The organism is Streptomyces tardus (genome assembly GCF_018101125.2).
Lineage (GTDB): Bacteria > Actinomycetota > Actinomycetes > Streptomycetales > Streptomycetaceae > Streptomyces > Streptomyces tardus.
The window spans coordinates 59436-72522 of sequence record NZ_JAELVF020000004.1 but is presented as its reverse complement, the minus strand read 5'-3'; the positions used below and the strand labels follow the sequence as shown (position 1 = coordinate 72522).

The 13087-nt window shown below is 72.2% G+C and carries 8 protein-coding genes and 3 pseudogenes; 7 read left to right on the top strand and 4 right to left on the bottom strand.

The genetic code is table 11. The features are described 5' to 3' along the window. Nucleotides 1–3: 3 nt before the first annotated feature. From JGS22_RS27475 to JGS22_RS22905, 7 genes and pseudogenes are all read left to right on the top strand, one after another. Nucleotides 4–375: pseudogene (locus JGS22_RS27475) on the top strand (SUKH-4 family immunity protein); the annotation flags it as partial. Then, on the top strand, nt 359–748 hold the full coding sequence (locus JGS22_RS22930) for an SUKH-4 family immunity protein (RefSeq protein WP_236074311.1): 390 nt from the start codon (nt 359–361) through the stop codon (nt 746–748). The pseudogene JGS22_RS27475 and the gene JGS22_RS22930, both read left to right, overlap by 17 nt. A 291-nt stretch (nt 749–1039) precedes the next feature. Next, nucleotides 1040–1846 (top strand): nucleic acid/nucleotide deaminase domain-containing protein, encoded by an 807-nt coding sequence (locus tag JGS22_RS22925; RefSeq protein ID WP_211039536.1) that lies wholly within the window; start codon nt 1040–1042, stop codon nt 1844–1846. Beyond that, nucleotides 1843–3915 (top strand): hypothetical protein, encoded by a 2073-nt coding sequence (locus JGS22_RS22920; RefSeq protein WP_211039535.1) that lies wholly within the window; start codon nt 1843–1845, stop codon nt 3913–3915. Before JGS22_RS22925 ends, JGS22_RS22920 begins: the two co-directional genes overlap by 4 nt. A gap of 331 nt (nt 3916–4246) precedes the next feature. Beyond that, a pseudogene (locus JGS22_RS22915) lies at nt 4247–5483 on the top strand (AMP-binding protein); the annotation flags it as partial. Nucleotides 5484–5487: 4 nt separating this feature from the next. Beyond that, complete coding sequence (locus tag JGS22_RS22910) at nt 5488–6315, top strand: PaaX family transcriptional regulator (protein ID WP_211039534.1); 828 nt, start codon at nt 5488–5490, stop codon at nt 6313–6315. A 137-nt stretch (nt 6316–6452) separates the two neighbouring features. Further along, nucleotides 6453–7115, top strand: coding sequence for a hypothetical protein (locus JGS22_RS22905; protein WP_236074356.1), 663 nt, complete (start codon nt 6453–6455; stop codon nt 7113–7115). Nucleotides 7116–7378: 263 nt separating this feature from the next. Here the strand turns inward: JGS22_RS22905 and JGS22_RS22900 are convergent. The 4 genes and pseudogenes from JGS22_RS22900 to JGS22_RS22885 form a co-directional block, all read right to left on the bottom strand. Further along, a pseudogene (locus JGS22_RS22900) lies at nt 7379–9645 on the bottom strand (bifunctional salicylyl-CoA 5-hydroxylase/oxidoreductase). Nucleotides 9646–9649: 4 nt separating this feature from the next. Next, on the bottom strand, nt 9650–10477 hold the full coding sequence (locus JGS22_RS22895; RefSeq protein WP_211039532.1) for an enoyl-CoA hydratase family protein: 828 nt from the start codon (nt 10475–10477) through the stop codon (nt 9650–9652). A gap of 106 nt (nt 10478–10583) precedes the next feature. Next, the gene (gene argF, locus JGS22_RS22890) at nt 10584–11582 is read right to left on the bottom strand and encodes an ornithine carbamoyltransferase (protein ID WP_211039531.1); all 999 of its coding nucleotides are present in this window, start codon (nt 11580–11582) and stop codon (nt 10584–10586) included. 250 nt (nt 11583–11832) lie between these two features. Next, nucleotides 11833–13059 carry an arginine deiminase gene (locus JGS22_RS22885; RefSeq protein ID WP_211039530.1) on the bottom strand — a complete coding sequence of 409 codons (1227 nt, stop codon included), beginning with the start codon at nt 13057–13059 and terminating at the stop codon, nt 11833–11835. Between the last annotated feature and the right edge of the window lie 28 nt (nt 13060–13087).

The following is a 13087-nucleotide window of genomic DNA, read 5'->3' as shown; positions in this document are numbered from 1 at the left end:
CGCATGACTCAAGAGGGCGGCTTGCCCCACCACGGCCGAACACGCTCCTCCGGAACGGAGGCCCAGACGGACAACCTCATCACCCGAGACGAGTTGCTCCAGCACTTCACCGAAGATCAACCGATCAGGTATCCGGACGAGTTGATCGAGCACGTAACGGACCGGACTGCTAGGAGCATACTGCGCAGCACGGGGCTGCCCTCGTGGCCCGTAATCGGTTTCGATTTCTCTGCCACTCCGACCGAAGGCCCCCATCTCGTGCGGGACTGGGAGAACCTGAACCAGTACCTCGAGGGAGATTCGCACCTCCTACCCCCTGACGCCGGCGACTGGTTGGTGTTGGCCACCTATTTTCCCTTTGTGGACCACCTCCTGCTCGACCCGCGGGGGCGGCGGAGTCCACCAGGTGCGGCACGGGACGGACGAGTTCCGCACAAACACGGATCTCGATTCCTATACCCGCTTCCTCCTCAGCCTGAAGAGGGAGGCGCCCATGGACCCCGACAAAGACTTCGAAGATTTCTTCGACCTGGACACCGAGGCCGTGCGGCACCGCATGCAGGAGCAGTGGAAGGAAATCGACCCCTGCGCTCTGGGGTTTCGTTCGTCACTCTGGTACGAGCTGCTCCTGGTCATGCACTTCCCCGAGGCCTACCACGGTTCATCCGCAGTCGATTTTCCCTATCCCTTCTTCGAAGAATCCCTGATCAGTTCCTGCACCAACGACCAGGGCCCCGAACAAGGTTGACGCACTCACGACACAGGCGCACACGTCTCGGACGCAACAGCGACGGGACCCGAAAGAGTGGACGGATCCGATGCCTCTCACCCACGACGACCTTCTGGAGGTTTTCCGCGCGGGCGAGATCACACGCCCGGGAGAGGGACGAAATCCGTCTGAAGCGGTACTGACTCGCAGTGGTGTCCGGAGGTGTCTGCTCGGGAGTGCGGGCCTCGGCGCCGGGTGTCTGCGGCGCCCTAGGATCTGTGTCAACGCAGCTGAAACGAATGAGAGTTGACGGTGGCTGACAGCGGAGCAATGCGTGAGTTCGCCCTCCCCGAGGGCGCCGATCCGTTCAATGTGTCCGCGGCGGCGCGGCGAGTGGCCGCGTTGCGGGTGCCGTTGCAGGTCGGTCCGTACTTTCGGACGAGCGCTCAGGAGCCCGTGGTGCTCGGGGAGTTCGCGGCGGCTGCCGGAAGGCAGGTGCGACAGGAGCGCTGCGCGGGCTGGGCCCGGTTCGGGACCGACCGCGGCTTCGAGCTCTGCGCGGACGGCGAGGGGGTGGTGCGCGCCGTACTGCTGGATTACCAGGAGGACCACCGCTTTGTGAACTCCTCGCCCGAGGCGTTCGCCACCGGCCTGCTGGATCTGCGCCGGGCGCTGGGCGTGATCCTGGGTACGGACGATCCGCAGGCAGCATCCACGGCCTACGACTCACTGTCGCAGCGGCTGCGGGAGACCGACCCGCAGGCGTTCGAGGAGCGGGAGAGCTGGTGGCCGCTGGTGCTCGACGACATCCGCGACACCGCCAACGCACAGTGGTACGCGGCGTTCGAGTATCTCGACCACTCGGGGCAGAAGCAGATCGTCACCCAGGGGTCGGCCGTCTCGCTCCACCCCGAGGAGCGGCTGTGGGACTCGCTGCGGTCCGCGGGTCTGGAGGCGGAGCAGGTGCTGCGCGTCCACACCGATCTCCAACCCTGCTTCATGCCTGGTCACTACTGCTCGATGTGGCTGGCCCAGGTGTTTCCCGAGGCCGGGATGACGCACAGCTTCCCGTACGGCGAGAGCGCGGAGTCGCGGGCGGCGGGGCTGCGGCGGATGGCCGAGGAAGCCGGCTCGTGACAGGGAACGGCGCGAACCCCGGCAGCGGAACGCACAACGACGCGGCGTCGAACGGCGGAACGCAGCACGGCGGGACGCCTGGCGACGGGCCAGCGACCGGTTGCAGGCCGGACCTCTCCGCCTGGCCCCCGGCCGAGGGGGCGGCAGCGGAGCACGGTCCCGCGCTGCTGGAGTGGGTGACGGCCGACGAGGCCTCCGGGACCCGTCTGTGCCTGATCAGGGGTGCGCGAGGGAGCGGGAAGAGCGGGCTGCTCGCCTGGTTCCTGGCGGGTTCCGCGAGTTCGCCGCGGACCGCCGCACATGCGATGGCACCGGCCGCCGGGCTTCATGCGGACGCGGTGGCACGGGAGTTGGGCAGACAGCTGGGGTACGGGCCGGTGTCGGTGGAGCGGCTTCTCGCCCGGATCGACCTGGACGAACGACCGCTGCTGCTGGTCGTCGCCGATCTGCATCGGGCGGGGCGCGGCCCGGCCGACCGCCCCGAGGCGCTGCCGGAGACGGTGTGGCGGAGGGTGCTGCTGCCGCTGCTGGCGCGGCCACGGGTGCGGTTGCTGGCCGAGGTCGGTGGTGGGGAGGTGCCTGCGGATCTGCCGGTTCCGGTGCCGACGACGTCGCTCCCGCAGGTGCCTCCGCAACGGCCCGCGGAGGAGCACCACGACCAACCGGGCCAACAGCCGTACGGACAACCGGAGTCGCAGCCATCCGCGGCCTCGTCCCACTCGCCGGGGTGCACGGTGATCGACCTCGGCGACGTCGGGCCGAGCGGGCCGGGCGAGTTGTCGACGGAGGCGCCGACCGCCGGCGCACAGGGCGTGCCGCGCTCCGCGGACGGCAGGCCCAGGTGGGATCTGGCGTCCGCGGCGGCGCGGGAGGACGCGTTGGACGACGCCTGCGCCTCGGGTGACGCCGCTGCCGTGGGGGCGCTGCTGAGCGACCCCGGTTTCCTGCTGTACGGCTCGGCGGTGGCGATCGACGCGTGCCTGGCGGACGAACGGCTGCCCGCCCCGCCCGGGCTGCGGGAGACCTGGCGCCTTGCCGCACCGCAGCTGACCGACACGGCGTACGGGGCCGAGGAGCGGGCGGCTCTGCTGCACGCAGCCGCCACCGCCCACGCCCCCTCACTCGCCCGCTACCTGCTCCCGCTCGCGCGACGCCACTGCTGGCACGCCCGCTGGTGCCGTACGGACACGCCGGTGACCGCCCTCGGCGGACGCGCAAACGCCCCGAACGCCAGCACCGCCGCAGACGCCACGGACGCCAGGACCGCCACGGAGGCCACGGGCGCCACGAGCACGGCAGACGCGCCGGAGGCGGAGGGCACTCTGCTGGCGGTCGAACCGACCGGCGCCGTACGGCAGTTGGACCGGGCGACCGGCGAGTTCGCCGGGGCGCTGCCGCTGACGCACGAACGTGCCGGGGTGCGCGGCGTCGCAGTCCGCAGGGACGGGGCGATGCTGCTGCTCGACGGGGGCGGCGGTCTGCGCGCGCTCACCGGGGAGGACGAGGGGACGTCGGCGACCGTACTCGACGGCATCACCGCCCACCACGGGTACGCGGCGCTGCGTCGGCCGGAGGCGGCGGTGACGGCGCTGGCCCAGTGCCCGGTCTCGGGCAGCACCGTGCTGGGCGACCGCGACGGAAACGTCCATGTGTGGCAGATCGACGAGTACCGGCCGCTGCCGGTGACGCAGTCGGTGCACCGCGCGCCGGTGCTCGCCGTGGCGCCGCTCACGCTGGACGGCGGCGTCGGGCTCGTCTTCAGCGCAGGCATGGACGGGGCGGTGCGGATGTGGGCGCCCGGTTCGCCGCCGATGGACGAACCGGTGGAACAGCGACCCGTGTTCGCCACCGCACTGGCCGCGAGCCGTACGCGGTACGGGCCGGTGCTGGCGGTGGCGTGGAGCGATCTGTCGTTGAGTCTGTGGCGGATCGAGGACGGTGCGCTGCGACGGCTTCCGCTGCTCGCCGAGGCGGATGCCATGGCACTGGACGGGACCGGCCACCTCGTACTCACAAGTACCGCCGGCCTGTGGGGACTTCGCCTCGACCTCGACGCCCTCTGGCCCTGAGAAACCTCCCTGCCCCGAAGGCACCGCAGGCCCGAACGCATCGAGGACCCGAACCGTGCCGCGGTCCGGACCGTGCCGTCGGCGTGGACACACCCGAACCTCCGACGTACCCCGAACCTCCGAACACACCGGACCCCGAACGCGCTCGGCGGCAGCACTCCGGACCGGTCACACCGTGCAGCCGAACACCCGTCGGCCACCAGCCCTCAAACGACGGCCCGGCCCCGACCCCGGGCGCGACGGCCCCGCTCCGCGCGCCCCACAGCCTCCGTCCCGGTCACGACGCTGCATACGGTCCCGTCGAGACGCACCGGCTGCGTCCGGTCCCGTCGAAGCGGCACGCGCGTTGTGTGCGGCGGAGTCGGTCGAGGAGCTTGCCGCGGCGCAGGTGCCGGGTCTGCGCACCCTCACCTGGGGCACCGACGGCGGGGCGGCGGACGAGAGCCCCGGCGAGCTGGAGCGGCTGGCCGCGGCCCGGCCGGACCGGTACGAAGCAGTGCCGACCGCCGCCGACGATGTGGCGCTGATCGCCTTCACCTCCGGAACCACCGGCCGCCCCAAGGGGTGTATGCACTTCCACCGCGATGTCCTGGCCATCGCGGACACCTTCTCCGCGCACGTACTGCGGCCCACCGAGGACGACGTCTTCGCCGGCAGCCCGCCGCTCGGGTTCACCTTCGGACTCGGCGGGCTCGTGGTGTTCCCGCTGCGCGCGGGGGCCTGCGCGGTGCTGGAGCAGTGGAGCGGGCCGGACAGGATGCTGGAGGCGATCGCACGGCACCGGGTGTCGGTGCTGTTCACCGCACCGACCGCCTACCGGGCGCTGCTCGCCGGGCTGGACTCGGGCGACGTCTCCTCGCTGCGCCGCTGCGTCTCGGCCGGTGAGAACCTGCCCGCCGCCACCTGGGAGGACTGGTACGCCCGCACCGGGCTGCGGTTGATCAACGGAATCGGCGCCACCGAGATGCTGCACATCTTCGTCGCCGCCGCGGACGAGGACGCCCGGCCCGGTCGCACCGGTCTGCCCGTCCCCGGCTTCACCGCGCAGGTGCAGGACGCGGCGGGGCGCCCGTTGCCGGACGGCGAGGCGGGGCTGCTGGCTGTACGCGGCCCCCTCGGCTGCCCGCTATCTCGCGGACGAGCGCCAGCGCGACTACGTGCGCAACGGCTGGAACCTCACCGGCGACACCTATGTGCGCGAGCCGGACGGCTGGTTCCGCTACGTGGCCCGCGCCGACGACATGATCATTTCCTCCGGCCACAACATCGCCGGCCCCGAGGTCGAGGAGGCGCTGCTGCGCCATCCCGATGTGCTGGAGGTCGCGGTGGTCGGCGAGCCGGACGAGAAGCGCGGGCAGCGGGTCGTCGCACATGTGGTGCTGCGCGAGGGCGTGGAGCCGGGCGAGGCGGCCGCGCGCGAGCTGACGGAGTTCGCCAGGGCCGAGCTGGCGCCGTACAGGTGCCCGCGACAGCTGGAGTTCGCCGAGTCACTGCCGCGCACGCCGACCGGCAAGCTTCAGCGCTTCCGACTCCGCCGAACTCCCGCGTCCGGCACCGCTCTAGAGTGACCGCGTGGCAGACCAGCACACTCCGGGTTCACTCGTTCTGACCTTCTTCGGCGCGTACGGGCGCGAGCTCACGCCCTCGGGGCGGTTGCCGATCGCGGCGCTCATCCGGCTGCTCGGCGCCGTCGGAGTGGACGCTCCTGCCGTGCGCTCGGCGGTCTCCCGGCTCAAACGCCGCGGGCTGCTGGAAGCGGGCGCGCGCGAAGGCGCCCGCGCCGGCGCGGGCTACGCCCTCTCCCCCGCCGCCGCCCAACTCCTCGCCGACAGCGACCGGCGGATCTATCAGCGTCCGGTGCCGGACGGCCGGTGGCTGGTGGCCGTCTTCTCGGTGCCGGAGAGCGAACGCGACCGGCGCCATCTGCTCCGCTCCCGACTGGGCAGGCTCGGATTCGGCAACGCCGCTCCGGGCGTCTGGGTCGCGCCCTCCCACCTCGCCGAGGAGACCCGGCACACCCTGCGCCGCCTGGAGCTCGCGGAGTACGTCGACCTCTTCCTCGGCACCCACGAGGGCTTCCGGCCGAGCGCGGAGACCGCCGCCCGCTGGTGGGACCTGGAGTCGATCGCCGCGCGGCACCGCGACTTCCTGACCGTGCACGAGCCCGTACTGGCCGCGCTGGAGTCCGGCGGAGGCCCGACGCCCGAAAGCGGATACGCCGCCCACCTCCGGGCGCTCGACGCCTGGCGGCAGCTGCGGTACGCGGACCCCGGCCTGCCCGACGCGGTCCTGCCGCCCCACTGGCCCGGCACCCGTTCCGAGCAGGTCTTCGGCGAGCTCCACAAGCAGCTCCACGAGCTGGGCGCGCAGTATGCCGCGTCCCGTCTCGCACCGAACTGAACAGGCCGAACACGCCCCGGGGAAACGGCCCGTGACCGGCCGCGCCCCCGGCGTCCGGGCTCGCGCTGCCGGGTGCCGGGTGCCGGAGTTACGCTGAAATCGTGTATTCACGGCGGCGTCGGCGGTACTTCGCGCTGATGACGGTCAGCTTGACGTTGTTCGTCAGCGCCTCAGCCTTCGTGCGTCTCTTCTCCGTCCCGCTCGCGGTGGCGATGTGCGTGGTGGCGGCGGTCATTCCGCCGGTCGCCGCCATCTCCGCCAATCGCTGGGACGAGGACGACCACTGGTGGGACGAGCCCGGCCCGGGAAGCGGACGCGACGGGGCCTCGGGCGGCAGCGGGCCGGACGGCGGCCCCGACAGCGGGCCGGACGGCGACGGCACCGCGCGGCCGGGCCCGCACGGCGGTTCCTCTCCACACGGTGGAGGCCCGGTCGACCGGCCACCCAGCGGTCTGCTGCCGCCCGAGCCCCCGCCGCACGATCCGCAGCCGCCGAGCCGCCACCCCCGTCCGCCGGACGCCTCCGGCCGGTACCCGCCGGAGGCGCAGCCGCCCGGCTCGGGCCCGTCCCGCACCGGCCCGTCCGGAACGCAGCAGGGCGCGTCCGGAACTCAACCGCCCGACCGCGGACGGCCCCCGGTCGGCAACCGCCCACCGGGCCACCCGTCCCGGCAGCACCCGTCGGGCGGGTGGGCGGCGGAGCCACCGTCCCGGTCCGCTCAGGAACCGACGCTCGACGAGCTGCTGTGGGAGGAGGAGCTGCGCGGCTACAACGGCGAACGCTTCCGCCGGGGCGACTGAGCGGCGCAGCGACTCCAGCGTCCGGGACGCTTCCCGTACGCCCTGGACACCCGGACCGCCTCGAGCAACGGACTCTCCCGTGCGGCCCAAGACCCGTGAGGCCGGGGCACGTCCCGCCTCAGGCGCACCACTCGGCCTTGGACACCTCGCGCGGCACACCTCGCCCGGCACGCCTCGCCCCGCACGCGCCTCCCGCGCCCCGACGCAGTGTCCCGCACCGGGTGCGTCCCGTCGACGGGAGCCCTCCGCCTCAGGCGCACCGGCTACAGGCTCAACCGCGGTTTGGGGCCCTCGGTGCGGCCGGTCGGCGGTCGGCGGCTTCCCGCGGCGTACGGGAGCGGCCAGGGGGCGCCGGGTCCGCTGTACCCCTGCTCGGCGGCGGCGTGCAGGGGTACAGCGGGGATCGTAGAGGTGCGGTCGCGCGAGGGCGCAGAGGTCGGCGCGGCCGGCGAGGATCAGCGAGTTCACGTCGTCCCAGGAGGAGATCGCGCCCACCGCGATGACCGGCACGCCGGCCTCGTTCCGGATGCGGTCGGCGTACGGCGCCTGGTACGAGCGTCCGAAGTCCGGCTGCTCGTCGGCGAGGACCTGGCCGGTGGAGACGTCCACCGCGTCCGCGCCGTGCTCGGCGAAGGCGGAGGCGATGCGGACCGCGTCCGCCGCGGTGGTGCCGCCGGGCGCCCAGTCGGTGGCGGAGATCCGTACGGTCAGCGGACGCGTCGACGGCCAGACCTCGCGCACCGCGTCGAAGACCTCCAGCGGGTAGCGCAGGCGGCTCGTCAGGTCTCCGCCGTAGGCGTCGGTGCGCAGGTTGGTGAGCGCGGAGAGGAAGCCGGACAGGAGGTAGCCGTGCGCACAGTGCAGCTCCAGCAGATCGAACTCCGCGCGGGCGGCTCGGCGCGCGGCGGCGGTGAACTGGTCGCGGATCTCGGTGAGGCCGCGCCGGTCCAGCTCGCACGGGCTCTGGCTGACGCCCGGCAGACAGGGCAGCGGTGAGGGAGCGACGAGCGGCCAGTTGCCGTTCTGCAGCGGCTGGTCGATGCCTTCCCACATCAGCCTGGTGAAGCCCTTGCGCCCGGCGTGGCCGAGCTGGACGCCGAGAGCGGTGCCCGGCGACTGATGGTGGACGAAGTCGACGATCCGGCGCCAACCGGCCTCCTGCTGCTCGTTCCACAGCCCGGTGCAGCCGGGGGTGATGCGGCCGAGCGCGCTGACGCAGACCATCTCGGTCATCACCAGGCCCGCGCCGCCGAGCGCCCGGCCGCCCAGGTGCACCAGATGGGAGTCGCCGGGCACTCCGTCGACCGCCCGGCACATGTCCATCGGCGAGACGACCACGCGGTTGCGCAGGGTCAGCGGGCCGAGGTCGAAGGGGGTGAACATCGCCGGTGTCCCCTCGGGCACCCCGGCCTCGCGTTCGACCTCCGCGACGAACTCCGGGTCCCGCAGCCGCAGGTTGGCGTGGGTGACACGGCGGCTGCGGGTGAGGAGGTTGAAGGCGAATCGGTACGGCGGCTGGTCGACGTACCGGGCCGGCTCCTCGAACCACCGGAGGCTGGCGTGCGCGGCCCGCTGGGTGGAGGTGACGACGGGGCGCCGCTCCGCCTCGTAGGCGGCCAACGCCGCCGGGGTGTCGGGCTGTTCGCGCAGGCAGGCGGCGAGGGCGAGCGCGTCCTCGACGGCGAGTTTGGTGCCGGAGCCGATGGAGAAGTGCGCGGTGCGGGCGGCGTCGCCGATCAGTACGGTGTGCCCGTGCGACCAGCGTTCGGTGACGACCGTCTCGAACGCCGTCCAGCGGGAGTCGTTGCCCCGCAGCGGACGACCGAGCAGCGTGCGCTGGAACCACCGGGCGCACCGCTCGGCCGACTCCGCCTCCCCGCACCGGTCCAGCCCCGCGGCGCGCCCAGACCTCCTCGCGCATCTCGACGACGACGGTGGAGGCGTCGGCGGCGTACGGGTAGGCGTGCAGCTGCATCACGCCGTACGGGGTCTCGGCGATCTCGAAGCGGAAGGCGGCCAGGGCGAAGTCGGTGGCCAGCCAGATGTAGCGGCAGCGGTGGGCGGTGATGCGCGGCGCGAACACCTGCGCGTGGGCGGCCCGGGTGGCACTGCGCACCCCGTCGGCGGCGACCACCAGATCGTGGGCGGCGGCCAGTTCGTCCGGGGGCGGCGCGGGCTCACCGAAGCGCAGATCGACACCGAGTGCGCGGCAGCGCTCGTGCAGCACCGCGAGCAGCCGACGCCGTTCGAGGGCGGCGAAGCCGTGGCCGCCGGAGGTGAGGGTGCGTCCGCGGTGCAGGATCTCGATGTCGTCCCACCGCACGAACTCGGTGCGCAGGGCGGCGTACACCTCCGCGTCGGCGTGCTCGATCCCGCCCAGCGTCTCGTCGGAGAGGACGATGCCGAAGCCGAACGTCTCGTCCGGGCCCCGACGTTCGTGGAGGGTGACCTCGCGGTCCGGGTCCAGGCGTTTGAGCAGCGCCGCCGCGTACAGCCCGCCGGGTCCGCCGCCGACCACCGCGATGCGCACGGCGCTAGCGTCCCTGCCAGCGGGGCCTGCGCTTCTCGGTGAACGAGGCGTGGAACTCGGCGTAGTCAGCGCTGTTCATCAGCAACGCCTGGGTGGAGGCGTCGAGTTCGAGGGCGGCCGGCAGGGGCATGCCGAGCTCCGCGGTGAGCAGCGCCTTGGTCTGGGCGTGGGCGAGGGCCGGCCCGTCGGCCAGCCTGCGGGCGAGGAGGCCGGCTGCGCTGTCGGCCTCTCCCGGCGCCGTCAACTGGCTGATCAGACCGATGCGTTCGGCTTCCGCGGCCTCGACCGCGCTGCCCAGCATGAGGATGCGGGTGGCGTGGCCGAGCCCCACGACCCGCGGCAGCAGATAGGCCGCGCCCATGTCCCCGCCGGAGAGGCCGACTCGGGTGAAGAGGTAGGAGAAGCGCGCGCTGGGGTCGGCGACCCGGAAGTCCGCGGCCAGTGCGAGGACGGCGCCCGCGCCCGCCGCCGCGCCGTGCACCGCGGCGACGACGGGGAACGGTGCCTCCCGGACGGCCCGTACGACCTGCCCGGTCATCCGGTTGAAGTCCAGCAGCTCGGCGGTGTCCAGCTCGAGTGTGGCGCCGATGATCTCCTCGACGTCGCCCCCGGAACAGAAGCCGCGGCCCTCGCCCGCCAGCACCAGTGCGCGCGCGGACCGCTCCCTGGAGAGCTCGGCGAGCAGGTCGCGCAGGTCGGCGTAGGCGCCGAAGGTCAGGGCGTTGAGCTTCTCGGGCCGGTCCAGGGTGACCGTCACGACGCCGTCGGCGCGCTCGACCCTCAGGTGCTGCCATTCGTCGGTGCGGGATGCGGAACCGGTGAACGGGCTCATGGACGGAACGTATCACTGGAACGTGACCGTCGTCACGACTGCGCGACAACTCTGCGGGAGCGCCGCACCCGCCCCGCGACCGCACACATCACGACCCGGGCGCGACTCAGCCGAGCGTCGCCACCAACACCGCCTTGATGGTGTGCATCCGGTTCTCCGCCTCGTCGAAGACCAGCGAGCGCTCGGACTCGAAGACCTCGTCGGTGACCTCCAGCGACTCCAGCCCGTAGCGCTCGTGGATGTCCTGCCCCACCTGGGTGCCCAGATCGTGGAAGGCGGGCAGGCAGTGCAGGAACTTGACCTCCGGGTTTCCGCTGGCCGCCAGCGTCCCGGCGGTGACGGCGTACGGGGCGAGCAGCTTGATGCGTTCGTCCCACACCTCGGCGGGCTCGCCCATCGAGACCCACACATCGGTCGCGACGAAGTCCGCGCCGCGCACGCCCTCCTCGACCTGCTCGGTGAGGGTCAGACGGGCACCGCTGTCGGCGGCCAGCGTCCTCGCCCGCTCCACCACCTCGTCGGCGGGCCAGAGCGCACGGGGGGCCGCGATGCGCACATCCATGCCGAGCAGCGCACCTGTGATCAGGTAGGAGTTGCCCATGTTGTTGCGGGCGTCGCCGAGATAGGCGTACGCGATGCGCTCCAGCGGCTTGGCGCAGTGCTCGGTCATCGTCAGCACGTCGGCGAGCATCTGAGTGGGGTGCCACTCGTCGGTGAGGCCGTTGTAGACGGGGACGCCCGCGTACTCGGCCAGCTCCTCCACCGCGCTCTGCGCACTGCCCCGGTACTCGATCGCGTCGAACATCCGGCCCAGGACTCGGGCGGTGTCCTTCACCGACTCCTTCCGGCCCATCTGGGAGCCGGCCGGATCGAGGCAGGTGGTGCTCGCCCCCTGGTCGGCCGCCGCCACCTCGAAGGCGCACCGGGTCCTGGTCGAGGCCTTCTCGAAGACCAGCACGAGGTTCTTTCCGCGCAGTCGCTGCTGCTCGGTGCCGAGCCTCTTCGCCGCCTTCAACTCGGCGGCCAGCGTGACCAGTTCGCGGAACTCACCGGCGCTGAAGTCGAGCTCCTTGAGGAAGTGCCGGCCCTTGAAGTCTGTCGTCATGACGGCACCCCTCGCCCGTTCACGGAAAAAACCATCACTCGCAAGTCTATACGCACCGACGCATTGCTATGCAGCGCCGTGGGGTGACTCGCCTCTCACCCGCTCCGCCGTTCCGCCCGCGGTCGGCGGGAGGGACGGCGGAGCGGTCTCAGGGGCGCCGACACTCGGCCGGCCCGGAGGAGCCGACCGCCGGACGAGCGGTCCGCCGGAGGGGGCGAGGCCGGTGCGGGCCGCCGGTGGCGCGTCGGAGTCAGGTGATCGGGTCCCGCTCGATCGGACAGCTCATGCAGCGCGGACCGCCGCGTCCGCGGCCGAGCTCGCTGCCCGGGATCTCCAGCACCTCGATGCCCTGCCGGCGCAGATGGGTGTTGGTGGTGACGTTCCGCTCGTAGGCGATCACCACGCCCGGCTCCACCGCCAGCACGTTGCAGCCGTCGTCCCACTGCTCGCGCTCGGCCGCGTGGACGTCCTGGGTCGCGGTCAGCACCCGGATGCCGCCGACGCCCAGCGCCGCCGCGATGGCGTGGTGCATCTGCTCCGGCGGGTGGTCGGTGACCTTCAACTCCTCCGGGCTGCCGCCCGGTTCGATCGTGTACGAGCGCAGCATCCCGAGCCCCGCGTACTGGGTGAAGGTGTTGCCGTCGAGCATCGTCATCACGGTGTCCAGATGCATGAACGAGCGCCGCTTGGGCATCTCCAGCGCCACGATGGTGCGCGCCGAACCCGCCGCGAAGAGCGCCCGGGCGAGCGTCTCGACCGCCTGCGGAGTGGTCCGCTCGCTCATCCCGACCAGCACCGCGCCCTCGCCGATGACCAGTACGTCGCCGCCCTCGATCGTCGAGGGGTGCGCGCTCTCGCCGCGCGACCACACCCGGAACCCACCGCCGGTGAACATCGGGTGGTGGTGGTAGATCGCCTCGAAGTGGACGGTCTCGCGCTGACGCGCCGGCCACCGCATGGCGTTGATCGCCACCCCGTCGTAGATCCAGGCAGAGGTGTCCCTGGTGAAGAGGTGGTTGGGCAACGGATTGAGCAGGAAGTCGTCCATCTGCATCACGTGGAAGGCCACCGAGGTGGGCTCCGGCTGACGCTCCAGGTACTCGCGCTTGGTCTCACCCCCGATCAGCACCTTCGCCAGTTCTACCGAGTCCAACTCGTCGTACGCGGCCCGGAGGTGGTCGACCGCGAGCGGCCCGTACTCCTTCTCGGAGAACACCCGGTCCAGTATCAGATGGCGGGCGGCCGGCACCCGGAGCGACTGCGCGAGCAGATCGCCGAAGAGGTGCACCTCCACACCGCGATCACGGAGTATGTCGGCGAACATGTCGTGCTCCTGGCGCGCGCGGCGCACCCAGAGCACGTCGTCGAACAGGAGATCGTCCTTGTTCGTGGGGGTGAGCCGCTTCAGCTCAAGATCGGGGCGGTGCAGGATCACTCTGCGCAGGCGCCCGGCCTCAGAATCGACATGGAATCCCATGCGCCCATCCTGACCGGACCTCCCCGGA